Source organism: Streptomyces scopuliridis (assembly GCF_042790125.1).
GTDB lineage: Bacteria > Actinomycetota > Actinomycetes > Streptomycetales > Streptomycetaceae > Streptomyces > Streptomyces scopuliridis_A.
Map to the genome: position 1 here is coordinate 103,383 of NZ_JBHTZS010000002.1, position 26,894 is coordinate 130,276.

Below are 26,894 nucleotides of genomic sequence, written 5' to 3' on the forward strand. Positions count from 1 at the left end.
CATGAGCCGGCTGCCGCCGGGACGCGCGCGGCGGGCCTGGGCGCGCGCGAGGTCCGGGACGGCGCACGCCGTACGGTCGGTACGGCGCGAGGCGGCGGGAGTATGGCCCGCCGTGCGCCGGGCCCCGCGCCGTACCGTCGCCACCGAGACACTGGCCGTGGTGCCGGCGGTGGCCCTCGGGCTGATCCCCTTGCTGCTGTTGCCGCCGGAGCGGCCGGTACTGGCGGTGCTGGAGGCGCTGTACGCGGCGTGCCTGATACCCCTGCGGCGATACCGGCCGGTGGCGGCGGTGCTGGGCACGGGACCGTTGCTGGTGGGCCCCAACGTCTGGGTACTGGCGGTGGTACCGCTGATCGTGCTGTCCGCCACCCGCCGCATCACGCCGCCGCGCCGGGCCTGGCGCGCGGCGGGGATCGCCTGCGCGGTCTGTGTCGGAATGACCATCACGGGAAGCCTAATCGTGCCCGGCGCCTGGGTGGAGCATCTGGCGGGGAACGCCGCCTCGGCCGTTCTCCTCGTACTGCTCCCCGCGCTCGCCGGGACACTGCTCGGCCGGCGCCGCCCCCTGGTGAGTCTGCTGCGGGAACGCAACACGTATCTGGAGCAGGCCCGTTCACTGACGGCGGCGGCGGCGCGGATGGAGGAACGTACCCGTATCGCCGGTGAGATGCACGATCTCCTCGGCCACCGGCTCAGCCTGATCTCGGTGCACGCCGGGGCGCTGGAGATGGCCGCCGCGCGCCAGGCACCGCCACTGGCCGGGCAGGCCGAGCTGCTGCGTACGACGGCCGGTACGGCGATGGAGGAACTACGCGACATCCTGGGCCTGTTGCGGCGCGAGGAGGCGACGTCGGAGCCGGAACGGGACCGGGGGACGCGCGAGGACATCAGCGCCCTGGTGGCCGAATCCCGGCTGGCGGGCGTCAGCGTGGAGCTGGACTGGTCGGTCCCCGACTCGGCTGATCCGAGCCCGCGCACCCGTCAGTCGGTGCACCGTGTGGTCCGCGAGGCGCTGACGAACGTACTGAAGCACGCGTCCGGGGCGCCCACGCGCGTGGAGATCAGGAACAGGGACGGCGGGATCGAGGTCTCCGTCACCAACAAGGCGCCGCGCGAGGGCCGTCACCCACAGCCCGGAAACCGCAGCGGGCTGGTCGGCCTGGAGGAGCGGATCGCCCTGCTCGGGGGCTGGTTCACGGCGGGCCCGCTGCCGGACGGCGGGTTCCGGGTGGCCGCCCTGCTGCCGTCGCGTCCGCACGGAATGCCCACGGCCGCCGTCCCCCTGCCGCCCGCGAGCGAGACCGCCGGCGGACGGACGGTGGGGACCCGCCCTCCCCTGTCGACGGAAGTCCTCACCTGGCCACGGGTGCTGGGAGCGGGCTGTGCGGCGGCGCTCGTCATACTGCCCACCGCGACTTTCCTGATAATTCTTCTGACAACGGCCGTCCTAAGATGAACGCGTGATACGAGTCCTCATAGCCGACGACGAGACGCTGATGCGCGCCGGCATCCGGCTGATCCTGGAGAACGCCGAGGACATCGAGGTAGTGGCCGAAGCGGCCGACGGCCGCGAAGCCGTCGCCGCCTGCCGCGACCGGACCATCGATGTGGCGCTGCTCGACATCCAGATGCCGGGCAGGGACGGAATCGCCGCCGCCGAGGAGATCACCCGTATCTCGCCCGCCACGAACGTGGTGATGCTCACGGCCTTCGGCGAGGAGCAGAGCGTGACGCGCTCCCTGCGGGTCGGCGCGAGCGGCTTCCTGCTCAAGGACACCGGCCCCACGGACCTGATCCACTCGGTACGGCGCGCCGCCAACGGCGAACCGGTGCTGGCCCCCCGTATCGCCCGCCGGCTGATGGAACAGCACGTACGGTCCACGGAGGACGCCCAGGCCGCCCTGCGCCGGACGGAGAAGCTGACCGCCGCCGAACGGGAAGTCCTGCGGCTGGTCGGGACCGGGCTGTCGAACGCGGAGATCGCCGACCAGCTGTATCTGAGCGCCGGTACGGTCAAGGCCCACATCAGCCGGATCCTGACGACCACGGGCTGCGCCAACCGCGTACAGGCGGCGGTCCTGGCCCACGACGCGGAGTTGCTGGCGGAGCGCTGAGCGCTGAGCTGACACTCGGAGGCCGCACAATGTCCACCGTCGCGGACGCGGCGATGAGTTTGTCCGGCCCGGGGGGTCTCACCACCGTTGTCACCACCATGGGAGGAACACGTGGTTCAGCTACTGAGGGTCCAGAACTTCAATGTCTCAAGTGACGGAATCGGCGCCGGTGAGGACCAGACCCTTGAGCGGCCGTTCGGTCATGTCGATCCCGAGAGGCTGTTCGCCTGGGCCGGTGCCACAGCGAGCTGGCCCATGCGCACAGACCCGGGCGGGAGCCGGGGACTCGACGATTACCTCACGCGGGACTACGCCCGCAACATCGGTGCCGAGATCATGGGCCGCAACAAGTTCGGGCCCCAGCGGGGGCCCTGGCAGGACGACGAGTGGCGCGGGTGGTGGGGTGACGAGCCCCCGTTCCACACTCCGGTGTTCGTCATGACCCACCACTGGCGTCCCTCGTTCACGCTCTCCGACACCACGTTCCACTTCGTGGACGACGACCCGGCCACCGTCCTTGAGCGGGCGCGGGAAGCGGCGCGGGGGAGGGACGTCCGGCTGGGCGGCGGAGCCACCACCATCCGGCAGTTCCTCGACGCCGACCTCGTCGACACCCTGCATGTGGCGGTCTCGCCGGTGAAGCTCGGGTCCGGAGTACGGCTCTGGGAGTCCCCCGACGAACTGCTCGACCGGTTCCACCTGGACGTCGTGCCCAGCCCGAGCGGGGTGACGCACCACCTGTTCTGGCGGAAGTGACCGGACAGCTCTCGGGGACCTGCTCAGCCTGGCGCAGCTCCGGACGCTGCCGGAGTTCCGCGGCCGGGTGATGGCGATCTTCCAACTCGTCCACCGCGCGGGCTGGTTCCGACGCATGGGGGGTACGTGCCGCCGGGCGGTTCAGCCCGCGAGGGAACGGGACTGTTCGGCCCGAGCGGGGAACCACTCCTCCTGATCGGTCATCAGAACTTTCGACGCGGAAATTCCACGCGGAAATTCGACGCGAACAACAGAAAGGGACATCTTCCAGAGGCGGGAAACCGACGTGCCGCACGACGACATGCCGGCGCACTCGGCCCGACTCCCCACCGCACAGCCCATAAGGAACACGCTTGTCTTCTCAGATATCCATCCTTCCCCGTCGCCTGCGGCGCACGGCGACGGTGTCCGTCCTCGTCGGCACCGTCGCCGCGCTCATGGCCACGGCCTCCCCGGCCGGCGCGACACCCGTCACCGGCGCCGAGCAGCCCCGGTCCGAGGTCTCCTGCACGTCCGGCAAGGCCGGCCTCGCGGACCGGCTCCGCGAGGACATCCAGGCCGTGGTGGGGGACGCCACCCTCACGGGACGGGTCTCCGTCGCTCTGTACGACCGCACCACAGGCACCACGTGCGCGTTCAACGCGGAGCAGCGGTACGACTCGGCGAGCGTCGTCAAGGTCATCGTTCTGGGCGCGCTCCTGCGCCAGGCCCAGGACGAGAACCGGGACCTGACCTCGTCCGAGCGCACCCTCACCAGCAAAATGATCACGGCGTCCGACAACGACGCGACGACCACGCTGTGGAAGCGGCTCGGTCTCGCCCGTATCTCGGACTTCCTGCGCCTCGCGGGCATGGAGGACACGGTCCCCGATCCGGACGGCTACTGGGGGCTGACCCAGATCAACGCCTCCGACCAGGTCACGCTGATGCAGCTGCTCACCTCGGCGAACTCCGTTCTCGACGACGACCGCCGTGCCTACGCACTGGACCTGATGAACCGCGTGATCCCCGCTCAGCGCTGGGGCGTCCCCGCGGGCGCGCCGAGCGGAGCGACAGTACACGTCAAGAACGGCTGGCTGCAGCGCAGCAGCGGAGGCTGGCGTGTGCACAGCGTCGGCGCGTTCACCGGGCAGGGGCATGACTACGGCCTCGCCGTGCTGACCGCCGACAACACGGACATGCCCGCCAGCGTCACGGTGATCGAGGACATCGCCCGGAAGGTCCACGCGGACCTCAACGGGACCACGATCGCCCCGCTCCAGGAGCAGCGCCTGCAGGCCCTGCCCGACACCTCCGACGGTTCCCTGGTGCCCGACGGCAACCGGTGACCCCAGCCCCGCCGCCCGGCCCGACAGGGCCCGGACGGGCCCTCGGACGTACGCGTCCCAGGGCCGGGCGGCAGGGCCTCGGTTGACTCCCGCGACGGCTAACCGCTATCTATAAGCGGGTCGTGAGGAGGACGCATGCAGGACGTGGTGCTGGCGATGCTCGCGAAGGAGCCATCGCACGGCTACCACCTCCGCGCGTGGCTGCGGCGGGTACTCGGTCCGCTCGGGGAATCGATGAACGCGGGCCAGATCTATGTGACGTTGGCCCGGCTGGAACGAGCGGGTCTGGTCGTCCGCGAACGAACGGACGGGCCGCAGGACCGGAAGGTGTACGCGCTGACGCCGGCCGGACAGCAACGGGTGGCCACCTGGCTGACCGAGGTGAACTGGCCGAAGCAGGACCTGGCCGAGCTCCACCTCAAGCTGGCCGCGGCGCGAGCGGCCGGGCTCGCCGATCCGGTGGAGCTGGTCGCCGTGCACCGCCGCGAGTTGATGGGACGCCTGCGCCAGGCGCAGCGCGCGCTACTGGCCGAGCCGGACGGCTCGGCCGCCGGCTTGCTGCTGGAGGGTGTCGCTCTGCGGTTGCAGGCGGACCTGCGCTGGCTGCGGGCCTGCGAGCAGTTCTGGTCGAAGCCGAGGGTCGAGAACGAAGCCGAGGATGGATGAACCAGTTCGACGCGGTGTTGCGGACCCGCGACCTGTCAAGGACCCATGGCCGGGGGGAAAGCCTGGTTCACGCGGTCGACGGCGTCGACCTCGACGTACGGACCGGACAGATGCTGGCCGTCATGGGGCCCAGTGGCTGCGGGAAGTCCACCCTGCTGCACCTGCTGGGCGGCCTGGAGCGGCCCACCGGCGGAGAGGTGTGGCTGGCCGGCCGGCGCATCGACACCCTCGGCGAACGGGCCCTGGCCCAACTGCGGCGCCGGTCGGTGGGCTTCGTCTTCCAGGCCTTCCACCTGGTCGAGGAACTGTCGGCGGCGGAGAACGTGGAGCTGCCCGTACTGCTGGCCGGACGCTCGCCGCGTACGGCCCGGCGTCGCACGGACCAGTTGCTGGAGCAGGTCGGGCTGGCCGACCGTGCCCGGCATCTGCCCTGGCAGCTGTCGGGCGGACAGCGCCAGCGGGTGGCCATCGCCCGCGCCCTGGCCAACGAGCCGCTGGTGCTGCTGGCCGACGAGCCGACCGGGAACCTGGACACGGCTGCCACCCTCGACGTGCTGCGGCTTTTTGAGGGCTTGCGTACCGCGGGGCAGACCCTCGTGATCGTCACGCACGACGAGCGGGTCGCGGCCACCGCGGACCGGCTCGTGTCGATGCGCGACGGCCAACTCGTCGACGACACCTGGATGACGGACCACGGGCAGCCGGTGGGCGGCATCCACGGCTGGGAGGGCTGACCGTCATGGGCCGTATCCTGCTCGTGTTCCGCCTCGTCCGGTCCGATGTACGCCACCACCCCGGCCAGGCCGCGATTCTTCTGCTCTCCCTCACGGTCGCCACCTGCATGCTGGCCCTGGGCGCGTCGCTGGGCGCGGCGACCGAGACGCTCTACCGCCACACACGCGCCGTCACGGCCGGGCCGGACGTGGTGGCGGTCTCACCCGACAACTCCCCCGCCACGACCGCGACTCAGGTCTCGTTGACGAGCGACCCCGCGGTCACCGCCCACAGCGGTCCCTACCTCCAGTACTACTCGGAACTCACGGCGAACGGCTCCACCTCGCAGGTGGTGGTGACTGCCGCCGACGCGAAACCGGGCCCGGTGGACCGCCCTCTGGTGACCTCCGGCAGCTGGGTACGCTCCGGAGGCGTCGTGGTCGAACGCGGCTTCGCCACCGCGCTGCGCGTCCGCGTCGGCGACCACGTCACCGTCGCCGGCCGCTCCCTGCCGGTCGTCGGGACGGCCGTGAGCGCTGCCGGCACCGTCTATCCGTTCGCGCAGTTGACCGGTCCCGGCGGCGGGCCGAGTGACTACAGCGGTCTGGTCTGGATGAGCGAACAGGACACCCGGGAGCTGGCCTCCAGGGATCTGCCGGTGGCCTCCCTCCTCTACCTGAAGCTGCGCGACCCGGACGCGACCCAGGCGTTCATCGACTCGCACCGTGGCCCCTCGGTCCACGCGAACTTCCAGAGCTGGCAGTTCATGATCGTCCAGGACGCCACGATCATCGAGGCGAGCCAGCCGATCCTGGTCATCGGCAGCTGGCTGCTGAGCTTCCTCGCCATCGCGGGCGTGGCCACTCTCGCCGCGGGACGCGCCGCCCGGCAGACCCGCCGCGTGGGACTGCTCAAGGCCGTCGGCGCCACGCCCGGCCTCATCGCCGCCGTCCTGCTCACCGAGTACGTGACCCTGGCACTGATCGCCGACGCACTCGGCCTGCTGGCCGCGCGGCTCACCCAGCCCGCCATCGTCAACCCCACCGCCAGCCTGCTGACCGTCTCCGCCGGACCGAGCGGCGGCACCATCGCCCTCACCACCGTCGTCGCCCTGGCCGTGGCCGTCCTCACCACCCTCGGCCCGACCCTGCGGGCCGTGCGCACCGAAACCGTCGCCGCGCTGGCCGACACCGCGCACCGACCCGCCCACCGGGCCCGTCTGACACGGCTGTCCGCGATGCTGCCGGTCCCTGTCCTGCTCGGGCTGCGCCTGATCGCCCGTCGGCCCGGCCGCGCCTTCTCGCAGGCATGCGGCATCGCGGCCACCGTCATCACGATCACGGCACTGCTGATCATCTTCGTCCAGCGCCAGGTGAGCTACGGGATCGGCTCGTCCCACCTGGGCAGCCTGAAGGACGCGCAAAGCCGGCAGATGATAGTCGTCGTCGCCGCGGCGTTGGTCACCCTCGCCGCCGTGAACACCCTCACGACCACGTGGACCACGGCGCTGGAGGCCCGGCACACCATGGCCGTCGCCCGTACTCTCGGCGCCACCCCCGGACAGATCACGGCCGGGCTCTCGGCCGCACAACTCCTGCCCACCGTGCCCGGCGCCCTCGTCGGCGTCCCCCTGGGAATCGCCTTCTGCTGGCCCTTCAGCAACGCGGGGACGGTCTCCCCTCCGGCCTGGTGGCTGTTCGGCGCCGCGCTCACGGCCGTACTGACGACAGCCGTACTCACCGCCCTGCCCGCCCGCATCGCGGCCCGCCGGTCCGTCGCACAGACCCTCAGCGCCGAAACAACGTGAGCGGGTGCTTCCCCGAGGGAGTCACTTCTCGCCGAGGACGACCGCACCGCGCCGCCCGCTCTCCGCCCGTACCTCCGTCACCGACACCGCGATCGCGGCCAGGAGCAGGGGGAACGCGACCGCGTTGGCGACCTGGGGGATGTCGGCGGCTCGCAGCAGGCTGGCCGCGGTGGACAGCGCGAGAAGGCTCAGGGGGAGGAATCTGCGCCAGGTGGGCAGGTCACGCAGCTTGGTGACGCGCAGCGAGTACCACAGGGTGAGGCCCAGCAGGGAGATTCCGATGAGGGCGATGACGAACGGCATGAGGGGTCTCCGGTGCGGGTCGGCGGGGCTTCGGGGGGATGGCGGTGGCGATCCGCAGAGTGGTCCGCGGATCGCCACACTACTCAGGGTCGGTCAGCGGTCCGGTCAGCCTCGTGTGTAGACGATCCGGTACGAGGAGACGTAGGTCCGTGATGTACGGGTCCCAGAACCAGTGGTCCGCGGCGACCCGTCGAAGCCGTTGACGCTACGGGTCGGAGCGCCGGTCGCGGTGTCCTCCACGGTCCAGCGCGAGGTGTCGTCGTCGGAGCTGTAGTGATTGAGTTTGGACACACCGCCGTCGGCGTCGGTGTACGAGATCAGACGGCCGAGCTGGTCGTAGCTCTTTTTGATGGTGCCACCGAGGACTGGCGTACGGACGCCCTCGCGATCATGGCCCAGGAGACGCAGGACCCGCGCGGCTGGGTGACGCTCGACTGGGACAGCGAGAGCGATCCGGCAGAAGCCGAGCAACGGCCGCGCTCGTTCCCCTTCACCCTGTCCCCGGAAAGCGCCCTCGGTGAAGGTCTCCATGAGATCTCCCTGGACTCGGCCGCACCATTGATTGTGGCGTTGACCGATGAATGGTTCGAGGTCAAGAACATTCCGGACTTCGTCAACAGGAAAGAGCAACTACTCGCCGACGCCCGCATCCTGCTCGCACGGTTCGGGCGCGATGCCATCTGTTACACGACAGCCGGAAACGCTCGCACCACAAGGGATCCGGATTTCTTCCAGCCCATCAGAGGTGGAGTCGGAATCACGGAGCACCTGATGGACCTCGGGCTCCTCGTCGTATCGGCCTCCGAGGTCGGCGTTTTCTGGCGGTTCAACGCTTACTGAGCCGAAGGCGATGACCATGCGCAACTCGTTCTGCCACATACCCCGACCACGAGACCGCCCAGTGGGCCACCCAGCAGGCCGTGACCCGCAATCCGTCGACCGGCTCACCCCGTGCGGCCCCATGGCGACGCTCCTGCCGGAAAGCGGTCTCCTTCACGGGTAAACAGCCAACAGTCCCGCCGCGCTCAGCCGACACCGGGAGCCGGGTCCGTGCCCGTCAGGGAGACGCTGGCCGTCCACAGGTGTCGCGCCGTGGCGGTGTCGGCGAGGTGTTCCCGCGGCCGCTCGAACCGTGGTCTGCCGCGCAGGCCGAGTACCCGGGGGCCGATCAACAGGCCGCCGTGTACGGACGGGTCGAGGACGGCTCGGACCGCCGGCCACGCGCCCGCTTCCTTGCCCTGGACCAGGAGTCCCAGCGGCAGACCGCGCAGCCGCCGGCCCGTGGTGCGCACGTGCAGCGGCGGGCGGGAAGGTGTCAGGGCGTCCAGGGCGCCGCCGGGGTGGGACACCACGCTGATGGTGGTGGTGTGTGACGCCCGCAGCCGGCGGTCGAGTTCGAGGCCGAACAGCATCTGCGCCAGTTTCGAGCGCCCGTAGGTGCGCTTGGGCCGGTAGTCGCGGGTGCTCTGGAGGTCGTCGAGGTCCATCCGTTCGCTTCCGGCGGCGAAGCTGCCCGTGGTGACGACCCGGGCGGCGGGCGCGGCGTGGAGCAGCGGGGCGAGATACGCGGTCAGGGCGAAGTGTCCCAGGTGGTTGGTGGCGAACATCAGCTCATGGCCGGCGGCGGTCTCGCGGCGCGGTGGATCGTCCAGCAGGACACCGGCGTTCAGGACCACCGCGTCGAGGGCCTCGACGTCGAGCGCGTACACGCTCTTCCCGATCGAGGCGGGATCGGCGAGGTCCAGCGGTATGTGGCGCACGCGCGCGCCCGGTACGCGCGAGCGGATCGAGTCCGTCGCCGCTTCGGCTTTCGACGTGCTGCGGCCGGCGATGACGACCACGGCCCCGGTCGTGGCGAGCTGCTCCGCGACGAAGTAGCCGATCCCCGCGTTCCCGCCGGTGACCAGGAAGGTCTTGCCCTCGGCGCGCGGCAGGCGGTGTACGTCCCAGGTCATGACGGGTCTCCTTCGGAGGGAGCGAACGAGGCGGAACGAACGGTGTTCGTCAATGGCAGACTGCCCTTAGCGAACGTCGTTCGTCAAGCTAGGATGAGGGCCATGCCCGCCCGCCCCCGGACCAGGTCCGCGAAAACCACACTGAGCCTCGACGCGATCGTGGCCGCCACCCTGGCCCTCGTGGACGAGCTGGGGTGCGAGGCGGTGAGCATGCGGCGGGTCTCCCAGGCCGTACAGACGGGGCCCGCCTCTCTGTATGTGTATGTGCCCGACCGGGGCGCGCTGATGGCCCTCGCCCATGACCTGGCCGTGGCGGGTGTCGAGTTGCCCACCGAGGCGGACGGGGACTGGCGCACCCGGCTCGAACTGCTCGTGGACCGCGCCGTGACCGCGCTCGCCGCCCACAACGACATCGCCACCGTCGGTATGACAGGCGCTCTGCCCGGTCCGCACATCCTGCGTATCACCGAGGAGTTGCTGCGGCTGCTGCGGTCCGGCGGGATCAGCGACGCCGCCTGCGCCTGGGCCGCGGATCTGATCGGCCAGTACATCGCCTCGTCCGCGCTGGAGGAGGCGATGTGGTCCCGCGCCCGGCGGAGCCAGGAGCGGCCGGGTGGCTCGTCGGCCGAGGCGGAGAAGGCGTTCACCGGCCGGCTCGACGCCCTCTACCGGTCGCTGCCCGCCGAGCGCTACCCCACGATCCGCGCGCTGACCCCGCTGCTGACCGGGGGTGACGGGGCGACCCGTGCCGCGTGGAAGCTTCGCGTGCTCATCGACGGGCTGCTCGCCGGAGCGTGACCAGCGCCGCCGGTCCCTCGCTCCGGAGCGTCAGGGGCGCGCTCCCCGGCCCCGGCGCCGACTCCGGCCCCAGCGCCGGCCCCGACACCGACCCCGGCTCCAGTCCGGACACCGGCTCCGCCGGCCCCGGCGTCGCCTCCCACTCCCGGCCCGGCGCCGGCGCCCCCGTGGCCGCCCCCGAGGTCAGAAGCACCGCGTCGTACCGGGTCAGCATGACGCTCCCGAGCGTCGCCGGACCCTCCAGCGCGACGGCCACCACCGTCGCCCCCGGTGGTACGGGGACCGGGAGGCAGCCGCGTACGACCGCGACCGACGCCGAGACCCGCTCCCGGTGCCACATGACGTTGAAGTTGACGACCGGGCCCGCCAGCAGCAGGCAGTGCGTGGGGAGATCGCCCGGGAAGTCCGCCGGGACACCGCGCTCGTCGACCAGCTCGCGCCGGTCGCCGACCATGAGGTCCATGCCCGCGCCCTCGACCACGGTCAGCGTCCGGTCGACCCCGGGAAACGTGGAGAACGGGCCGTCGGCCGCGACGTCCGCGACGCTGATCCGCCAGTCGAAGTCCGCCGTACCCGCGCCCTCGGGCCAGGAGGCGATCTCGCGGGTGACTCCGCCGCCGTTCTTCCACGGCACGGCCGCCCGCCCCGCCGCGCGCAGGATCCGGGGCCTCATGTGACGATGCCCAACTCCCGTGCCCGGCTCAGCCATTGGGGGAACTCGCCGACCAGCCGGTCGTACAGGACGGAGTCCTCGACCCGGCGCGGGTCCTTGCCCGCGTGGAAGAACCCGGCGTTGTCGACGCGCCGCTTCGCCGGGACGGCGAGTTCGTCGAGCTTCCTGAGGAAGTCGAACTGTCTGCTGTCCGGGTCGCCGAAGCCGATGAACTGCCAGAACAGCGGCAGTTCGGCCGCCTTGCAGAGATACCGCTCGGCGGCCGGCTTGCTGACCGGGCCGCCGTCCGTCTGGAAGACCACCAGCGCCGGGGCGGTCGAGCCGCTGTCCAGGTAGTGGTCGATGACGGCGTCCATGGCCAGGTGGTAACTGGTCTTGCCCATGTGACCGAGCCCGGCGATGATCGCGTCGATCCGTCCGTGGTGGCCGGCCAGCGAGATGTCCGACTCCGCGTCGATGTCCGTGGAGAAGACGACGACGGGCACGGTGCCGTCGTCGTCGAGATGCGCGGAGAGTCCCAGCACCCGGTCGGCCAGGGCCTGAACGCTGCCGTCCTTGTAGTACTCCCGCATGGAGCCTGAGTAGTCGAGCACCAGATAGACGGCCGCCCGCTCTCCGCCCAGTCCGTTCTTCGCCAGCGAGACCGCCGCGCTCTTGTAGAGGCTGACCAGCGCCGGGGCCGTCTCCTCCACCTTCCGGAGGCTGATGGCCGGTCCGGAGGGCGCCGTTTCCGGGGCGGATGCGGTGACCATGCTGGATCCTCTGCGGTCGACGGGTGGCGAGTCTCGCGGAGTGGCAAGTCTCGCGAGGTGGCGAGTCTCGCGATTATGCCAGCCGTTACGCACGCCACGGCGCCTGCCATCGTCCGGTCGGGGACTGGGGGCAGGCGCCGCGTCTTGCGGGACGGCCCGGGAGACGCTCCCCGGGCCGACACCGCCCGTACGCCGTTGTACGGGAGTCTTTGAAACCGATGGCGCCGATGGCGCCGGTGACGTATCAGACCGTCAGCGCACGGTCCGTCGGACGGATCGGGGCCGGCAGATCGCTCGCGCCGGTCAGCATCCGGTCCACACCGCGCGCCGCCGAGCGGCCCTCGGCGATCGCCCACACGATCAGGGACTGACCGCGGCCCGCGTCCCCGGCGACATACACGCCGGGCACGTTGGTCGCGAAGTCCGCGTCCCGCGCGATGTTGCCGCGCTCGTCCAGCTCCAGACCGAACTGCTCGACCAGACCGTTCTCCTGGTCGGTGCCGGTGAAGCCCATGGCGAGCGTGACCAGCTGGGCCGGGATCTTCCGCTCCGTGCCCGGCTTCTGCTCCAGCTTGCCGCCCTTGAACTCCACCTCGACCAGGTGCAGGAACTGGACGTTGCCGTCCTCGTCGCCCTCGAAGTGGGTGGTGGAGACGGAGTAGACCCGCTCGCCGCCCTCCTCGTGCGCGGAGGTGACCTTGTAGAGCATCGGGAAGGTCGGCCACGGCTGGTGCGCGGCGCGCGCGTCGCCCGGCTTCGGCATGATCTCCAGCTGGGTGACGGAGGCGGCGCCCTGGCGGTGCGCCGTACCGACGCAGTCCGCGCCGGTGTCGCCGCCGCCGATGACCACGACGTGCTTGCCCTCGGCGGAGATCGGGGAGACGGTCAGGTCGCCCTCCTGCACCTTGTTGGAGAGCGGCAGGTACTCCATCGCGAAGTGGACACCGTTCAGCTCACGGCCCGGGACGGGCAGATCGCGCGAGACGGTGGCGCCCGCGGCGATGACGACGGCGTCGTACCGCTTGCGCAGCTTCGCCGCGTCGATGTCCCGGCCGATCTCGATCTCGGTGCGGAACTTCGTACCCTCCGCGCGCATCTGCTCGATACGGCGGTTGATGTGCGACTTCTCCATCTTGAACTCGGGGATGCCGTACCGCAGCAGTCCGCCGATCCGGTCGGCGCGCTCGTACACCGCGACGGTGTGACCGGCCCGGGTCAGCTGCTGGGCGGCGGCCAGTCCGGCCGGGCCCGAGCCGATGACGGCGACGGTCTTGCCGGAGAGCCGCTCCGGCGGCTGCGGGGTGACATCGCCGCTGTCCCACGCCTTGTCGATGATCGAGACTTCGACGTTCTTGATGGTGACGGCGGGCTGGTTGATCGCGAGAACACACGCCGACTCACAGGGGGCCGGGCAGAGCCGCCCGGTGAACTCCGGGAAGTTGTTGGTGGCGTGCAGCCGCTCGCTCGCGGCCGTCCAGTCCTCGCGGTACGCGTAGTCGTTCCACTCGGGGATCAGATTCCCGAGCGGACAGCCGTTGTGGCAGAACGGGATGCCGCAGTCCATGCAGCGTCCGGCCTGCTTGCTGATGATCGGGAGCAGCGAGCCCGGAACGTAGACCTCGTTCCAGTCCTTGACGCGCTCCTCGGCGGGGCGGGTCCTGGCGACCTCGCGCCCGGTGGTGAGAAAGCCCTTCGGGTCAGCCATTGGTCGCCGCCTCCATCATCTTCTCGGTGGTCTCGGTCTCCGAGAGACCGGCCAGCTCGGCGGCGTCCTTGGCGGCGAGCACTGCCTTGTACGTGGTCGGGATGATCTTGCTGAAGCGGTCCACCGCGGTGTCCCACTCGGCGAGCAGCTTCTCCGCGACGGTGGAGCCCGTCTCCTCCTGGTGGCGGCGCACCACATCGTGCAGCCACTGCTTGTCGGTGTCGTCGAGCTGTTCGACGGCGCCCAGATTGCCGGCGTTGACGTTGTCGGCGTCGAGGTCGATGACGTACGCGATGCCGCCCGACATACCGGCCGCGAAGTTACGGCCGGTCTCGCCGAGGACGACGGCGTGGCCACCGGTCATGTACTCGCAGCCGTGGTCGCCCACGCCCTCGGAGACGACGGTGGCGCCGGAGTTGCGGACGCAGAAGCGCTCGCCGGTCCGGCCGCGCAGGAACAGCTCGCCGCCGGTCGCGCCGTAGGCGATGGTGTTGCCCGCGATGGTGGAGTACTCCGCGAGGTGGTCGGCGCCGCGGTCGGGCCGTACGACGACCCGGCCGCCGGAGAGGCCCTTGCCGACGTAGTCGTTGGCGTCGCCCTCCAGGCGGAGCGTGACACCGCGCGGCAGGAACGCGCCGAAGGACTGGCCCGCGGAGCCGGTGAAGGTGATGTCGATGGTGTCGTCGGGCAGGCCCGCGCCACCGAACTTCTTCGTCACCTGGTTGCCGAGCATGGTGCCGACGGTCCGGTTGATGTTCCGGATGCCGATCTGGGCGCGTACGGGCTGGGCGGCCTCGGCGCTCTCGGCGCTCAGCGCGTCGGCGGCGAGCTTGATCAGCTCGTTGTCGAGCGCCTTCTCCAGGCCGTGGTCCTGGCCGATGACCTGGTGGCGTACGGCGTTCTCGGGCAGCGCGGGCACATGGAAGAGCGGCTTCAGGTCGAGGCCCTGCGCCTTCCAGTGGTTCACGGCCCGCTCGGTGTCGAGCAGTTCGGCGTGGCCGACGGCCTCTTCGAGCGTACGGAAGCCCAGCTCCGCGAGGAGTTCGCGGACCTCCTCGGCGACGAACTGGAAGAAGTTGACGATGTACTCGGCCTTGCCGGAGAACCGCTCGCGCAGCACCGGGTTCTGGGTGGCGATACCGACCGGGCAGGTGTCCAGATGGCAGACGCGCATCATGACGCAGCCGGAGACGACGAGCGGCGCGGTCGCGAAACCGAACTCCTCGGCGCCCAGCAGCGCGGCGATGACGACATCGCGGCCGGTCTTCAGCTGGCCGTCGGTCTGTACGACGATGCGGTCGCGCAGGCCGTTGAGCAGCAGGGTCTGCTGGGTCTCGGCGAGGCCCAGCTCCCAGGGGCCGCCCGCGTGCTTGAGCGAGGTGAGCGGCGAGGCGCCCGTACCGCCGTCGTGGCCGGAGATCAGGACGACATCGGCGTGCGCCTTGGAGACGCCCGCGGCGACGGTGCCGACGCCGACCTCGGAGACCAGCTTCACATGGATGCGGGCCTGCGGGTTGGCGTTCTTGAGGTCGTGGATCAGCTGGGCGAGATCCTCGATGGAGTAGATGTCGTGGTGCGGCGGCGGGGAGATCAGCCCGACGCCCGGGGTGGAGTGCCGGGTCTTGGCGACCCACGGGTAGACCTTGTGGCCGGGCAGCTGGCCGCCCTCGCCGGGCTTGGCGCCCTGGGCCATCTTGATCTGGATGTCGTCGGCGTTGACCAGGTACTCGCTGGTGACGCCGAAGCGGCCGGAGGCGACCTGCTTGATGGAGGAGCGGCGGGCCGGGTCGTAGAGCCGGTCCGCGTCCTCGCCGCCCTCGCCGGTGTTGGACTTGCCGCCCAGCTGGTTCATGGCGATGGCGAGGGTCTCGTGCGCCTCGCGGGAGATCGAGCCGTACGACATGGCGCCGGTGGAGAAGCGCTTGACGATCTCGGAGGCGGGCTCGACCTCGTCCAGCGGTACGGGCGTACGGCCGGAGGCGAAGTTGAACAGGCCGCGCAGCGTCATCAGCCGCTCGGACTGCTCGTTCACCCGGTTCGTGTACTGCTTGAAGATGTCGTAGCTGCGCGAGCGCGTGGCGTGCTGGAGCCGGAAGACGGTCTCCGGGTCGAAGAGATGCGGCTCGCCCTCGCGGCGCCACTGGTACTCGCCGCCGATCTCCAGCTTGCGGTGGCTCGCGGAGATCCCGGAGGCCGGGTAGCCCTTGGCGTGCCGGGCGGCGACCTCCTCGGCGACGACATCGAGACCGGCGCCGCCGATCTTGGTGGCGGTGCCGTTGAAGTACTTGTCGACGAAGGACTGGTCCAGGCCGACGGCCTCGAAGACCTGCGCGCCCCGGTAGGAGGCGACGGTGGAGATGCCCATCTTGGACATCACCTTCAGGACGCCCTTGCCGAGCGCGTGGATCAGGTTCCTGATCGCCTGCTCGGGCGCCAGCCCCTCGATGAACGTACCGGCGCGGACCAGGTCCTCGACGGACTCCATGGCGAGGTACGGGTTGACAGCGGCGGCGCCGTAGCCGATGAGCAGCGCGACATGGTGCACCTCGCGGACGTCGCCGGCCTCGACCAGCAGCCCGACCTGGGTGCGCTGCTTGGTACGGATGAGGTGGTGGTGCACGGCCGCGGTCAGCAGCAGCGAGGGGATCGGGGCGTGCTCGGCGTCGGAGTGCCGGTCGGAGAGCACGATGATCCGGGCGCCGCTCTCGATCGCGGCGTCGGTCTCGGCGCAGATCTCGTCGATACGGGTGGCGAGGGCGTCACCGCCGCCGCCGACCCGGTAGAGACCGGAGAGCGTGGCGGCCTTCATGCCGGGCATGTCGCCGTCGGCGTTTATGTGGACGAGCTTGGCCAGCTCGTCGTTGTCGATCACCGGGAAGGGCAGCGTGACGCTGCGGCACGACGCGGCGACCGGCTCCAGCAGATTGCCCTGCGGGCCGAGCGAGGAGCGCAGCGAGGTGACCAGCTCCTCGCGGATGGCGTCCAGCGGCGGGTTGGTGACCTGCGCGAAGAGCTGGGTGAAGTAGTCGAAGAGCAGCCGGGGCCGGGAGGAGAGCGCGGCGATCGGCGAGTCCGTGCCCATGGAGCCGATCGGCTCGGCGCCGGCCCGTGCCATCGGGGCGAGCAGGACGCGCAGCTCCTCCTCGGTGTAGCCGAAGGTCTGCTGGCGGCGGGTGACGGAGGCGTGGGTGTGCACGATGTGTTCGCGCTCGGGCAGATCCGACAGCTCGATCTCGCCGGACTCCAGCCACTCCTGGTAGGGCTGCTCGGCAGCGAGGGACGCCTTGATCTCGTCGTCCTCGATGATGCGGTGCTCGGCGGTGTCGACGAGGAACATCCGGCCGGGCTGGAGGCGGCCCTTGCGGACGACCTTGGCCGGGTCGATGTCGAGGACGCCGACCTCGGAGGAGAGGACGACGAGCCCTTCGTCGGTCACCCAGTAGCGGCCCGGACGCAGTCCGTTGCGGTCGAGGACCGCGCCGACCTGGGTGCCGTCGGTGAAGGTGACACAGGCGGGGCCGTCCCAGGGCTCCATCATCGTGGCGTGGAACTGGTAGAAGGCGCGCCGGGCCGGGTCCATGGAGTCATGGTTCTCCCACGCCTCGGGGACCATCATCAGCACGGAGTGCGGCAGCGACCGGCCGCCGAGGTGGATCAGTTCGAGTACCTCGTCGAAGGACGCGGAGTCGGAGGCGTCCGGCGTACAGACGGGGAAGATCCGCTCCAGCGCTTCCGTACCACCGCGTCCACTGTCGGCGGAGCCGAACGCCGTCGAAGCCAGCTGCGACTCGCGGGCGCGCATCCAGTTGCGGTTGCCCTTGACCGTGTTGATCTCGCCGTTGTGCGCGACGAAACGGTACGGGTGGGCGAGCGGCCAGCTCGGAAAGGTGTTGGTGGAGAACCGCGAGTGGACCAGCGCGATCGCGGTCGCGAAGCGGCGGTCGGAGAGGTCCGGGAAGAACGGCTCCAGCTGCCCGGTGGTGAGCATGCCCTTGTAGACGATCGTCCGGGCGGAGAGGGACGGGAAGTAGACACCGGCCTCGCGCTCGGCGCGCTTGCGCAGCAGGAACGCCTTGCGGTCCAGTGCGATACCCGCGCTCACGCCGTCCGCGACGAACAGCTGGCGGAAGGCCGGCATCGTCGAGCGGGCGGTGGAGCCGAGCAGCTCGGGGGCGACGGGGACCTCGCGCCAGCCGAGGACGGTCAGGCCCTCCTCGGCGGCGATCGTCTCGATACGTGAGACGGCGTCCGTGGCGTCGTCGGCGGGCAGGAAGCCGATGCCGACGGCGTACGAGCCGGCCTCGGGCAGCTCGAATCCGGCGACCTCGCGGAGGAAGACGTCGGGGATCTGAAGGAGGATTCCGGCGCCGTCGCCGGAGTCGGGCTCGGAGCCGGTGGCGCCGCGGTGTTCGAGATTGCGCAGTACGGTCAGCGCCTGCTCCACCAGCGCATGGCTGGCTACACCGGTGAGGGTGGCCACGAACCCGACGCCACAGGCGTCGTGCTCGTTACGGGGGTCGTACATCCCTTGCGGGGCGGGGCGACCGTCCATGGGCGACCAGGCGTCGGAACGCATCGGCTCTCCCGTCGTCGTCGTGGCATATGCGAGTACCGAGGGACGACGTTGGCCCTCCAAGAAATTTCGTGCAGGTTACATGATGGGCAGCTTCTCGGGAAGCGGATAGCGTGTTCCAACATGTGGACACCGCGCATTGCGGTGAATGGGGGAGCGGACGGACAGATCGCCGTCCGGTCGGCTGGGGGGAGACGGAGCAGGCTTCGTTGCCCGCGGCGCCTCCGGCTCATGCCCGGTGATTACCGACTCGAAACCGCCGGGTAACGGCTGTGGGTATGGCGCTGGCAAAGTGTCGCATCCCGGAGGCCGGAACGCGCGGGGACGTACGTTACAGGGCGGGCGTTTCCGCCCGCCCACCCTCGGGGGCCCTGTCCAGATTAGAGCCTCGCACCCGATTTCGGGACGGCCGGGACGAGGGGAAAAGTCCCGCCTCAGACGGCCGCGCCGAACAGCGCCCCGAGCCCGTACGTGAGCGCCGCGGCCGTTCCGCCGAGGAACAGCTGCCGCAGTCCGCTGTACCACCAGCTGCGTGCCGTCACCCGCGCCACCAGCGCACCACAGGCGAAGAGGCCGGTCAGCGCGAGCAGCACGGCGGGCCACAGGGCAGTGGCGCCGAGCAGATACGGCAGGACGGGCAGCAGCGCGCCCAGGGCGAACGAGCCGAACGACGACACGGCGGCGACCAGCGGCGACGGCAGATCGTCCGGGTCGACCCCCAGCTCCTCGCGCGCGTGGATCTCCAGCGCCTGCTCGGGGTCCTTCGAGAGCTGCCGGGCCACCTCGCGGGCGAGCTCGGGCTCCACGCCGCGTGACACATAGAGCGCGGCCAGCTCCTCCATCTCGTCGGCGGGGTGCTTCCGCAGCTCCCCGCGCTCCACCTCCAGCTCGGCCTGGACCAGCTCGCGCTGGGAGGCGACCGAGGTGTACTCGCCGGCCGCCATGGAGAACGCGCCGGCCGCCAGGCCCGCGAGGCCCGTGATCACGATCGTCTGCTGGGAGAGCGCGCCGCCCGCGACACCGGTCATCAGCGCCAGGTTGGAGACCAGCCCGTCCATCGCGCCGAACACCGCGGGGCGCAGCCAGCCGCCGTTCACATCGCGATGCGTGTGGTTGTCGCGGTGAGCCTCGTGGAGCGTTGCCTCGGTCTCGATGATGGACATGCTTCTCCCCCTTTTTCCTTTTCGCGGGGGCGGATCGATCCCGGCCCGCCGGAGACCGGTGCCACCCCTCTCAACGCTTCGAAAATACGCACGAAAAATGGCTCCCGCCAGCAAGGAAGGCCGTACTTACCGGCCTTGGAGCATGGCTCGGAGGAGACGTCACCCGGGTGACAGCGGGGTTTCCCGGACTCCCCCGGCCCTCCGTGTGGCAGAGATGCCGTGACACGGATGCGGTGTCACAGGCTCGTGCGAAAGGGCCACACCATGGAGTCACTCCCTCGCGACCCCGCCGTCGACGCGGTCGCGGTACTCCGAGACCGGGCGCGCGGTGCCCTGCTCGGGCTCGCCGTGGGCGACGCGATCGGCGCCCCGGCGGAGAACATGCGGCCCTCGGAGATCCGCCGCCGGTGGGGCCGTATCGAAGGGTTCGTGGCCGAGAGCCCGGCGGGCACGGACGACACCGAGTACGCGATCTTCTCCGGGCTGCTGCTCGCCCGGCACGGCTCGGCCCTGACCGTCGCCCATGTGGAGAACGCCTGGCACCACTGGCTCGCGGACCATGACGAGGGCCCCTTCCGCGGGGCCGGTTTCAGCGAGCGCGGCACGCTGGAGAATCTGCGGCGCGGGCTCGCCGCGCCCATCACGGCCCAGCACCGGCACGCCTGGAGCGACGGGCTCGCGATGCGCGCGGCGCCGTTCGGTGTCTTCGCCGCGGGCCGCCCCGAGGAGGCCGCGCGGCTGGTCGCCGTCGACGGCCGGGTCAGCCACGACGGCGAGGGCATCTACGGCGGCCGGGCGGTGGCGGCCGGGGTCGCCGCCGCGATGGGCGGCGCGGGGCCCGCGTCGGTGATCGCCGCCGCGCTCTCCGTGGTCCCGATGGACTCCTGGACGGCCCGCACCCTGCGCCGCGGGGTCGTCGCGGCGCAGCGCGCCTACCCCGACACGCTCACGATGGAGCGCGCCGTCCGCTCCTCGGTGGTCATCGGCGGCTACCCCTGGACGGATCTGGCCCCCGAGGCGGTGGGCCTGGCCTTCGGCGCCTTCGCGGCGGCGCGCGGGGACTTCCGTACGTCGGTCCTGACGGCGGTCAACATGGGCCGGGACGCCGACACCACGGCGGCGGTGGCGGGCGCCCTGGCGGGGGCGATGTCGGGGGCGGCGGCGATCCCGGAGGAGTGGTCCTCGGTCATCGGCCCGGTCCGGGGCAGCTGCCTGCCCTCGATGCGCGGCTACCACGTTCTGGACATCGCGGACCTGCTCATGCCGGACTACGACGAAAGGGTGGCGTCATGACAGCGATCGAGCGGGACCGGACACATAAGGACCAGACGTGCGAGGACCGGGCGCGCGAGGACCGGGCGGGGGCCGACGCGTCCCGCGCGCCGGAACCTTCCGGCACCGGCTGCCCGGCGACGACGGAGAACGTGGAGCCTGCGGAGGCCTCAGAGGCCTCAGAGGCCTCCGAGAATCCGTACGTTCCGGGCTCGGGCACGTTCCCGGGCGCCACCGAAGGACCGCCGGCGCCGCCCGAGGCCGGGGCTCCCCGCGGATCGGCCGGAACCGGCCCACGGTCCGCACCCGGCACGGACGGCTCCCGCGGCCTCCGGCAGGTGCCGGCCGTAGGCGGGCCGGTCAACGAGGCACCGCCGTCCGCCGCACCCGGCTCCCGGTACGCGGCGGCCGAAGACGGCGCCCCCGAGGCCCCCGGCGCCCCCCTCCGCCGGATCGAGGGGCTGCTCCTCGGGCTCGCCGCCGGGGACGCCGCCGGGTGGCCCGCCGCCCGCCACCGGGCCGCGCGGATGCCCGAGTGGACGCGCCGGCTCACCCGGGAGCTGGACACCTTCGCCGAGCAGAACGCGACCACCACCCTCCCCGTGCCCATCGCGCTCAACCAGCCGCCCGAGCCGCTCAGGCTCGGCCCGTCCGACGACGCCGAGTGGGCCGCCTTCGCCGCCGAGTCCGTCCTCACCGCCGCCGGTGATCTCTTCCAGCACCTGGGCGCCGACCGCCGGATGCGGGCCGCCGTCGACCGCGCGTGGAACTCCCTCGCCGGCGAGATCGCCGCCGCGGCTGCCCGCGCGCCCGAGGTGGAGTCGGCCGTACCGCCCCTGCGGGCGCGGATCTCCGTACGCGCGGGCCTCGGGAATCTCGCCACCGGGCTGCGCCCGCCCGCCACCGGCCATGACAACCCGCACTACTTCGACGACGCCGCGTGCGTACGGGCCGCCGTCCTCGCCGTCGTCCACCCCGGCGATCCGGCCGCCGCCGCCGCACTCGCCGAGTTCGACGCCCGGTACACCCAGGACGGCGACGGGGTGCACGGCGCCCGCGCCATGGCGGCGGCCGTCGCGACCGCGCTCGGCGGCGGGGACACCGAGGCCGCCGTCGAGGCCGCCCTCGACCAGCTGCCCGAGTCCACGGAGATCGGCCGCAATGCCCGCCACGCCGTCAAACTGGCCCATGACTTCGCCGGTGAACCGGCCGGCGCCTTCGCGCTCGTACCGCTGCTGGAGCATCAGATCGTCGACCACGTCTACAGCTACGGCATCGCCGCGGCCGAGACCGTCCCGGTCGCGCTCGCCCTGGCCCTCGCCGCCGGGGGCGGTGTCGCCGGAGCGGTGCCCGCCGCCGCCTGTCTCTCCAGGGTCGCCGACTCCGCGCCCGCCCTGGCCGGTGCGCTGACCGGCGCGCTCGGCGGGGGCGACGCCGTGCCGGCCGCCTGGCGGGACGCCTGCCGGACGCTGGCGGGGTGCGCGCTCCCCCGGCTCGCGGGGACCGATCTCGTCGAACTCGCCGGACTGCTCGCAGCCACGGAACTGACCACTCCGGGTGGACAATTCCGACATGACACCACAGAGCGCATCTCCGGCGACACCACCCCTCACTGACCGGATCACCGGCTGTCTGATCGGCGCGGCCGTCGGTGACGCGCTCGGCGGTCCCGTCGAGGGGTACTCCCCCGAGCAGATCGTGGAACGGCACGGCGGCCGGGTGTCCGGCATCGTCGGACCGTGGAACGAGGACTGGCGCACCGCCCGCCCGCTCGCCCCGTACCACAAGGGCGACGGGCACATCACCGATGACACCCTGATGACCCACGCGCTGATCCGGGTGTACGAGCGGGTCCGCGACCATCTCGACGCGTACGCGGTCGCCGACCACCTCGTCCCCGACCTGATCTCCACCCCGCGCTGGATCCCCGAGCTGGAGGCCGAGGCGCTGCCGCTCCAGCGGATCTTCCTCGCGGAGAAGTGGCTGGTCACCCGGTTGCACTACGGACATGCCGATCCACGCGAGGCGGGCGTCGGCAATATCGTCAACTGCGGTGCGGCGATGTACATGGCACCCGTCGGGCTGGTCAACGCGGCGCATCCGGCCGCCGCCTACGCCGAGGCGATCGAGGTGGCCGGCGCGCACCAGTCCTCGTACGGGCGGGAGGCGGCCGGGGTGTTCGCCGCCGCCGTGGCCGCCGCGTGTCTGCCGGCCGCCACGCCCGCGTCGGTCGTGGCGGCCTGTCTGGGCCTGGCGAAGGACGGCACCCGCGCGGCGATCGAGGCGGTGTGCGCGGTGGCCGCCCGGCACCGCGATACGGAGTCCGCGCTGCGCGGACTGCGCGAGGCGGTCGCACCGTTCGACACGGTCGGCCCGCACTACCGCGCCCCGTCGCTCGGCGCCCGCCGCCCCTCCCGGCTGCACTCCATCGAGGAACTCCCCATCGCGCTCGGCATGTTGCTGATCGGCGGGGGCGACTACCGCCGTACCGTCCTCGGCTCGGTCAACTACGGCCGGGACTGCGACTCGATCGCCACCATGAGCGGCGCGCTCGCCGGGGCGCTGGGCGGTGAGGCGGCCGTCCCCGCCGAGTGGGCGCGGGACGTGGCCGAGGCCAGCCGCCTCGATCTGCACGCCCCGGCGCGGGCGCTGACGAAGGTGGCGTACGAGGTGTTCGCCCGCGATACGGAACGCCGTCGCGCGCACGAGGCGGCCTTCATCGAACTGACGCCCTCGCAGGTGACGTCCCCTCATATCGCCGACGTTCAGCAACCGGCGGGCGTGCGATGACGGATCTGCGTCTCACCTGGGTACAGCCCGAGGATCTGATCGGCCACGAACTGCGGCAGGCCGCGCAGGACGGCCGCGACGCGACCCGGCTCGCCGACCGCTGGCACGCGGCGGGCGGCCTGCCCGCCCCGGACCGCGCGGGCGCCTCCCCCGCCCCTGCCACCCCTCGACTGCGCGCACTCGCCGGTGAGTTACTGGACGAACTGGCCGCGCTTCCCACCCCCCTCGCAGCGACCGAACCGACGGATCTGTCCGCGATCAGAGCCGCGTGCCCCTCCTGGCCGGACCCCCCGGCCGAGCCGTCGCCCGCCCTCCCCGTCCCCCGGCTGCACGCCGCCTGGCTCGGCCGGGCCGTGGGCTGTCTGCTGGGCAAACCCGTCGAGAAGCTGCCGCTCTCCGGCATCCGGGCTCTCGCCCGCGCCACCGGCAACTGGCCGCTGCGCACCTGGTTCACGGCCGAAGGGGTGCCGGACGAGCTGGCCGCCGCGTATCCGTGGAACCGCCGCTCGGCGCCGGTCTCGCTCGCCGAGAACATTGACGGGATGCCCGAGGACGACGACCTCAACTACCCCTTGCTCACGGTGCTTCTGCTCCAACGCCACGGCCGCGGTTTCAGCACCGCCGAGGTCGCGCGGCTCTGGCTGGACGAGCTGCCGGCCGGGCGTACGTTCACCGCCGAGCGGGTCGCGTACCGCAATCTGCTCGCCGGGATCGAGCCGCCGGAGACCGCCCGGTACCGCAATCCGTTCCGTGAGTGGATCGGGGCGGCCATCCGCGCCGACGTCCACGGCTGGACGAACCCCGGCGACCCGGCCGCCGCCGCCGCGCAGGCGCACCGGGAGGCGACCCTCACGCATACGGCGAACGGGGTGTACGGGGCGATGTTCGTCGCGGCCGTCATCGCCGCCGCGGCCCGGACCGGCGATGTGCACGGCTGTCTGCGGGCCGGGCTGTCCGTCGTACCCCCGCGCTCCCGCCTCGCCGGGGCGGTCGCCTTCGGGATCGCGTCCGCCCGCGCCCACCGGGACTTCGAGACCGTGGCCGACGCGCTCCACGCCGCGTACGGCCACTACCACTGGGTCCATGTCCTGCCCAACGCCGCGCTGCTGGCCGCCGCGCTCACCCACGCGGACGGCGACTTCAGCGGCTCCATCTGCCGTGCGGTGTCCGGAGGCTGGGACACCGACTCGAACGGGGCGACCGCCGGTTCCGTCGCCGGACTGCTGGCCGGCCATCCTGCCGGACTGCCCGAGCGCTGGACCGCCCCGCTCAAGAACCGGCTCGCCACCTCCGTCGCCGGGTTAGACGGCACCGGCTTCGACGCCCTGGCCGAGCTGACCCGCACCGTCACCGCCGGCCCGGCCGGGGAGGAGGCGCGTCGCACATGAGCGGCATCGTGGTGCTCGGCAGCGCCAATATGGATCTCGTCGTGTATGTCGAGCACGCCCCGAAGCACGGGGAGACCGTGACCGGCCGGGAGTTCCGCACGATCCCCGGCGGCAAGGGCGCCAACCAGGCCGTCGCCGCCGCCCGCGCGGGCGGTGAGGTCGCGATGATCGGCGCGGTCGGCGCGGACGAGTACGGCGAGCTGCTGCGGCACACCCTCGAAGCCTCCGGGGTCGACACGGATCTCCTGCGCACCGACGAGGGCGCCTCGGGCACCGCCCATATCGTCGTCGACGACCAGGGCCGCAACGCGATCGTCGTCATCCCGGGGGCGAACGGTACGGTCAGCGGGCTCGGCCCCGGCGACGAGACCGTGATCGCCGCCGCCGACGCCCTGCTCCTCCAGCTCGAACTTCCGCTGAACGCCGTGCTGGAGGGGGCGGAGGCGGCGCGCCGCCACTCCGTACGCACCGTCCTCACCCCGGCGCCCGCCCAGCCCCTGCCGCCGGAACTCCTCGCCACCGTCGATCTGCTGGTCCCCAACGAGCACGAGGCGGCCACCCTTACCGGGATCGCCGCTCCGCGCAAGGCCGCCGAGGCCCTGCTCCGGCAGGTCCCCGAGGTCGTGATCACCATGGGAGCGGCGGGGAGTCTGTACGCGACCCGCGACGCGGCGCCCGTCACCGTGACCGCTCCCCGGGTGCCCGCCGTGGACACCACCGGCGCCGGCGACACCTATGTGGGCGCCCTCACCGTCGCACTGTGCGAGGGCCGCCCCATGCCCGAGGCGATGCGCTGGGCGTCGGCCGCCGCCGCGCTCTGTGTGCGGCGCCCCGGGGCGTCCACCTCCATGCCGTACCGCACCGAGATCGAGATCGAGGTCCGATGACCGTGCCCGCCTTCAACGGCCCCGCCCCCAGCTCTCCCGCGTCTCAGCGGCCAGTACCCGCACCGCCGCTCACCGGGCTGCGCGTCCTGGACCTCGCGACGCTCTTCGCGGGCCCGCTCGCCGCCACCATGCTCGGTGACTTCGGCGCCGAGGTGATCAAGATCGAGCACCCCACCCGCCCCGACCCGTCGCGCGGCCATGGCCCCGCGAAGGACGGCGTGGGCCTATGGTGGAAGCTCCTCGGCCGCAACAAGCGCCCCATCACGCTCGATCTCGCCACTCCGGGCGGCCGTGATCTGCTGCTCCGGCTCGCCGCCGGGGCCGATGTGATCATCGAGAACTTCCGGCCGGGCACCCTGGAGAAATGGGGCCTGGGCTGGGACGAGCTGTCGGCCGCCAACCCCCGGCTCGTCCTGGCCCGGGTCACGGGCTTCGGACAGTTCGGCCCGTACTCCCACCGCCCGGGGTTCGGCACGCTCGCCGAGGCGATGAGCGGGTTCGCCGCGGTCACGGGCGAGCCGGACGGCCCGCCCACGCTGCCGCCCTTCGGCCTGGCCGACTCGATCGCCGCGCTGGCCACGGCGTACGCGGTGATGACGGCGCTCAGCGGCCGGTCCGTCACGGACCGTGGCCAGGTGGTGGATCTGGCGATCATCGAACCGATCCTCACCGTCCTCGGGCCGCAGCCGCTCTGGTACGACCAGCTCGGCTACGTACAGCCACGCACCGGCAACCGCTCCCGCAACAACGCCCCGCGCAACACGTACCGCACGGCCGACGGCTCCTGGCTGGCGGTCTCGACCTCCGCGCAGTCCATCGCGGAGCGCGTGATGCGCCTGGTGGGCCGCCCGGAGCTGATCGACGAGCCGTGGTTCACCACCGGCAGCGGGCGCGCGGACCACGCGGACGTGCTGGACGGCGCCGTCGGCGACTGGATGGCCCGGCACACCCGTGAGGAGGCCATGGCCGCGTTCGAGAAGGCCGAGGCGGCGGTCGCGCCCGTCTACGACATCCGCGATGTCATGGCGGACCCCCAATACCGGGCCCTGGACACCGTCACCGAGGTCCCCGACCCGGAGCTGGGGCCCCTCCGGATGCAGAACGTCCTCTTCCGGCTCTCCGAGACCCCTGGTGCCATCCGCTGGGCGGGCCGCCCGCACGGCGCGGACACCGACACCGTCCTGGCCGAGCTGGGCCTGTCCGGGCCCGAGATCGCCGCGCTCCGCTCGGCGGGCGCGCTGTGACGGCGC

At 71.8% G+C, this 26,894-nt stretch carries 23 protein-coding genes; 15 read left to right on the forward strand and 8 right to left on the reverse strand.

Translation table 11 applies throughout. From position 1 onward, the window contains the following. Position 1 precedes the first annotated feature (1 nt). The 7 genes from ACFRKB_RS02700 to ACFRKB_RS02730 all read left to right on the forward strand — a co-directional run bounded on the left by ACFRKB_RS02700 (position 2) and on the right by ACFRKB_RS02730 (position 7,385). A complete protein-coding gene (locus ACFRKB_RS02700; protein WP_383102689.1) occupies positions 2-1,456 on the forward strand; it encodes a sensor histidine kinase in 1,455 nt (484 codons plus the stop codon). 4 nt (positions 1,457-1,460) lie between these two features. Further along, on the forward strand, positions 1,461-2,114 hold the full coding sequence (locus ACFRKB_RS02705) for a response regulator (protein ID WP_383102691.1): 654 nt from the start codon (positions 1,461-1,463) through the stop codon (positions 2,112-2,114). Positions 2,115-2,225: 111 nt separating this feature from the next. Continuing rightward, entirely contained in the window at positions 2,226-2,870 is a 645-nt protein-coding gene (locus tag ACFRKB_RS02710; RefSeq protein ID WP_383102692.1) for a dihydrofolate reductase family protein, read from the forward strand. Between the two features lie 353 nt (positions 2,871-3,223). Beyond that, entirely contained in the window at positions 3,224-4,198 is a 975-nt protein-coding gene (locus ACFRKB_RS02715) for a serine hydrolase (RefSeq protein ID WP_383102694.1), read from the forward strand. A gap of 135 nt (positions 4,199-4,333) precedes the next feature. Further along, positions 4,334-4,864: a PadR family transcriptional regulator gene (locus ACFRKB_RS02720; protein WP_383102696.1), complete on the forward strand. Its 531-nt coding sequence runs from the start codon at positions 4,334-4,336 to the stop codon at positions 4,862-4,864. Next, entirely contained in the window at positions 4,861-5,598 is a 738-nt protein-coding gene (locus tag ACFRKB_RS02725; RefSeq protein ID WP_383102697.1) for an ABC transporter ATP-binding protein, read from the forward strand. Before ACFRKB_RS02720 ends, ACFRKB_RS02725 begins: the two co-directional genes overlap by 4 nt. Before the next feature lie 5 nt (positions 5,599-5,603). Then, positions 5,604-7,385 carry an ABC transporter permease gene (locus ACFRKB_RS02730; protein WP_383102699.1) on the forward strand — a complete coding sequence of 594 codons (1,782 nt, stop codon included), beginning with the start codon at positions 5,604-5,606 and terminating at the stop codon, positions 7,383-7,385. A gap of 21 nt (positions 7,386-7,406) precedes the next feature. Here the strand turns inward: ACFRKB_RS02730 and ACFRKB_RS02735 are convergent, their stop codons facing one another. Both ACFRKB_RS02735 and ACFRKB_RS02740 read right to left on the reverse strand, forming a co-directional pair. Beyond that, complete coding sequence (locus ACFRKB_RS02735; protein ID WP_383102700.1) at positions 7,407-7,688, reverse strand: hypothetical protein; 282 nt, start codon at positions 7,686-7,688, stop codon at positions 7,407-7,409. A gap of 105 nt (positions 7,689-7,793) precedes the next feature. After that, positions 7,794-7,979 carry a hypothetical protein gene (locus ACFRKB_RS02740; RefSeq protein ID WP_383102702.1) on the reverse strand — a complete coding sequence of 62 codons (186 nt, stop codon included), beginning with the start codon at positions 7,977-7,979 and terminating at the stop codon, positions 7,794-7,796. On the opposite strand from ACFRKB_RS02740, the gene ACFRKB_RS02745 reads away from it, so the two are divergent. Beyond that, complete coding sequence (locus ACFRKB_RS02745) at positions 7,962-8,528, forward strand: hypothetical protein (protein ID WP_383102703.1); 567 nt, start codon at positions 7,962-7,964, stop codon at positions 8,526-8,528. The two genes, ACFRKB_RS02740 and ACFRKB_RS02745, sit on opposite strands and share 18 nt — an antisense overlap. A 185-nt stretch (positions 8,529-8,713) precedes the next feature. Here ACFRKB_RS02745 and ACFRKB_RS02750 read toward each other — a convergent pair whose 3' ends face one another. Further along, entirely contained in the window at positions 8,714-9,643 is a 930-nt protein-coding gene (locus tag ACFRKB_RS02750) for an SDR family NAD(P)-dependent oxidoreductase (RefSeq protein WP_383102705.1), read from the reverse strand. A 102-nt stretch (positions 9,644-9,745) separates the two neighbouring features. Between ACFRKB_RS02750 and ACFRKB_RS02755 the strand changes: the two genes are divergently transcribed. Then, positions 9,746-10,441, forward strand: coding sequence for a TetR/AcrR family transcriptional regulator (locus ACFRKB_RS02755; protein WP_383102707.1), 696 nt, complete (start codon positions 9,746-9,748; stop codon positions 10,439-10,441). Here the strand turns inward: ACFRKB_RS02755 and ACFRKB_RS02760 are convergent. The 5 genes from ACFRKB_RS02760 to ACFRKB_RS02780 form a co-directional block, all read right to left on the reverse strand. Then, positions 10,413-11,114, reverse strand: a complete 702-nt coding sequence (locus tag ACFRKB_RS02760) for a HutD/Ves family protein (RefSeq protein ID WP_383102709.1) — start codon at positions 11,112-11,114, stop codon at positions 10,413-10,415. The genes ACFRKB_RS02755 and ACFRKB_RS02760 overlap by 29 nt on opposite strands. Beyond that, positions 11,111-11,866, reverse strand: a complete 756-nt coding sequence (locus ACFRKB_RS02765; protein ID WP_383102710.1) for a vWA domain-containing protein — start codon at positions 11,864-11,866, stop codon at positions 11,111-11,113. The genes ACFRKB_RS02760 and ACFRKB_RS02765 overlap by 4 nt, the downstream gene beginning before the upstream one ends. Positions 11,867-12,110: 244 nt before the next feature. Continuing rightward, positions 12,111-13,571: a glutamate synthase subunit beta gene (locus tag ACFRKB_RS02770; RefSeq protein ID WP_383102712.1), complete on the reverse strand. Its 1,461-nt coding sequence runs from the start codon at positions 13,569-13,571 to the stop codon at positions 12,111-12,113. Further along, positions 13,564-18,147 carry a glutamate synthase large subunit gene (gene gltB / locus ACFRKB_RS02775; protein WP_383102714.1) on the reverse strand — a complete coding sequence of 1,528 codons (4,584 nt, stop codon included), beginning with the start codon at positions 18,145-18,147 and terminating at the stop codon, positions 13,564-13,566. Before gltB ends, ACFRKB_RS02770 begins: the two co-directional genes overlap by 8 nt. Before the next feature lie 431 nt (positions 18,148-18,578). After that, positions 18,579-19,307, reverse strand: coding sequence for a VIT1/CCC1 transporter family protein (locus tag ACFRKB_RS02780; protein WP_383102716.1), 729 nt, complete (start codon positions 19,305-19,307; stop codon positions 18,579-18,581). A gap of 264 nt (positions 19,308-19,571) precedes the next feature. Here ACFRKB_RS02780 and ACFRKB_RS02785 point away from each other — a divergent pair, with 264 nt between their 5' ends. The 6 genes from ACFRKB_RS02785 to ACFRKB_RS02810 all read left to right on the forward strand — a co-directional run bounded on the left by ACFRKB_RS02785 (position 19,572) and on the right by ACFRKB_RS02810 (position 26,888). Further along, positions 19,572-20,600, forward strand: a complete 1,029-nt coding sequence (locus ACFRKB_RS02785) for an ADP-ribosylglycohydrolase family protein (protein ID WP_383102717.1) — start codon at positions 19,572-19,574, stop codon at positions 20,598-20,600. A gap of 317 nt (positions 20,601-20,917) precedes the next feature. Then, positions 20,918-22,195 (forward strand): ADP-ribosylglycohydrolase family protein, encoded by a 1,278-nt coding sequence (locus ACFRKB_RS02790; RefSeq protein WP_383103262.1) that lies wholly within the window; start codon positions 20,918-20,920, stop codon positions 22,193-22,195. Continuing rightward, positions 22,152-23,369 (forward strand): ADP-ribosylglycohydrolase family protein, encoded by a 1,218-nt coding sequence (locus ACFRKB_RS02795; protein ID WP_383102719.1) that lies wholly within the window; start codon positions 22,152-22,154, stop codon positions 23,367-23,369. Before ACFRKB_RS02790 ends, ACFRKB_RS02795 begins: the two co-directional genes overlap by 44 nt. Beyond that, positions 23,366-24,757: an ADP-ribosylglycohydrolase family protein gene (locus tag ACFRKB_RS02800; protein WP_383102721.1), complete on the forward strand. Its 1,392-nt coding sequence runs from the start codon at positions 23,366-23,368 to the stop codon at positions 24,755-24,757. The genes ACFRKB_RS02795 and ACFRKB_RS02800 overlap by 4 nt, the downstream gene beginning before the upstream one ends. Then, positions 24,754-25,644, forward strand: a complete 891-nt coding sequence (rbsK, locus tag ACFRKB_RS02805; RefSeq protein ID WP_383102723.1) for a ribokinase — start codon at positions 24,754-24,756, stop codon at positions 25,642-25,644. The genes ACFRKB_RS02800 and rbsK overlap by 4 nt, the downstream gene beginning before the upstream one ends. Continuing rightward, a complete protein-coding gene (locus tag ACFRKB_RS02810; protein WP_383102725.1) occupies positions 25,641-26,888 on the forward strand; it encodes a CaiB/BaiF CoA transferase family protein in 1,248 nt (415 codons plus the stop codon). The genes rbsK and ACFRKB_RS02810 overlap by 4 nt, the downstream gene beginning before the upstream one ends. The last annotated feature ends 6 nt before the right edge of the window (positions 26,889-26,894 follow it).

What these genes read in the sequence shown, in the direction of transcription:
- ACFRKB_RS02750 (WP_383102705.1), bottom strand. Translation starts at nt 9,643, where the DNA reads ATGACCTGGGACGTACACCGCCTGCCGCGCGCCGAGGGCAAGACCTTC.
- ACFRKB_RS02780 (WP_383102716.1), bottom strand. Translation starts at nt 19,307, where the DNA reads ATGTCCATCATCGAGACCGAGGCAACGCTCCACGAGGCTCACCGCGAC.
- ACFRKB_RS02700 (WP_383102689.1), top strand. Translation starts at nt 2, where the DNA reads ATGAGCCGGCTGCCGCCGGGACGCGCGCGGCGGGCCTGGGCGCGCGCG.
- ACFRKB_RS02800 (WP_383102721.1), top strand. Translation starts at nt 23,366, where the DNA reads ATGACGGATCTGCGTCTCACCTGGGTACAGCCCGAGGATCTGATCGGC.
- ACFRKB_RS02795 (WP_383102719.1), top strand. Translation starts at nt 22,152, where the DNA reads ATGACACCACAGAGCGCATCTCCGGCGACACCACCCCTCACTGACCGG.
- ACFRKB_RS02770 (WP_383102712.1), bottom strand. Translation starts at nt 13,571, where the DNA reads ATGGCTGACCCGAAGGGCTTTCTCACCACCGGGCGCGAGGTCGCCAGG.
- ACFRKB_RS02755 (WP_383102707.1), top strand. Translation starts at nt 9,746, where the DNA reads ATGCCCGCCCGCCCCCGGACCAGGTCCGCGAAAACCACACTGAGCCTC.
- gltB (WP_383102714.1), bottom strand. Translation starts at nt 18,147, where the DNA reads ATGCGTTCCGACGCCTGGTCGCCCATGGACGGTCGCCCCGCCCCGCAA.
- ACFRKB_RS02785 (WP_383102717.1), top strand. Translation starts at nt 19,572, where the DNA reads ATGGAGTCACTCCCTCGCGACCCCGCCGTCGACGCGGTCGCGGTACTC.
- ACFRKB_RS02735 (WP_383102700.1), bottom strand. Translation starts at nt 7,688, where the DNA reads ATGCCGTTCGTCATCGCCCTCATCGGAATCTCCCTGCTGGGCCTCACC.
- ACFRKB_RS02760 (WP_383102709.1), bottom strand. Translation starts at nt 11,114, where the DNA reads ATGAGGCCCCGGATCCTGCGCGCGGCGGGGCGGGCGGCCGTGCCGTGG.
- ACFRKB_RS02765 (WP_383102710.1), bottom strand. Translation starts at nt 11,866, where the DNA reads ATGGTCACCGCATCCGCCCCGGAAACGGCGCCCTCCGGACCGGCCATC.
- ACFRKB_RS02730 (WP_383102699.1), top strand. Translation starts at nt 5,604, where the DNA reads ATGGGCCGTATCCTGCTCGTGTTCCGCCTCGTCCGGTCCGATGTACGC.
- ACFRKB_RS02720 (WP_383102696.1), top strand. Translation starts at nt 4,334, where the DNA reads ATGCAGGACGTGGTGCTGGCGATGCTCGCGAAGGAGCCATCGCACGGC.
- rbsK (WP_383102723.1), top strand. Translation starts at nt 24,754, where the DNA reads ATGAGCGGCATCGTGGTGCTCGGCAGCGCCAATATGGATCTCGTCGTG.
- ACFRKB_RS02810 (WP_383102725.1), top strand. Translation starts at nt 25,641, where the DNA reads ATGACCGTGCCCGCCTTCAACGGCCCCGCCCCCAGCTCTCCCGCGTCT.
- ACFRKB_RS02725 (WP_383102697.1), top strand. Translation starts at nt 4,861, where the DNA reads ATGAACCAGTTCGACGCGGTGTTGCGGACCCGCGACCTGTCAAGGACC.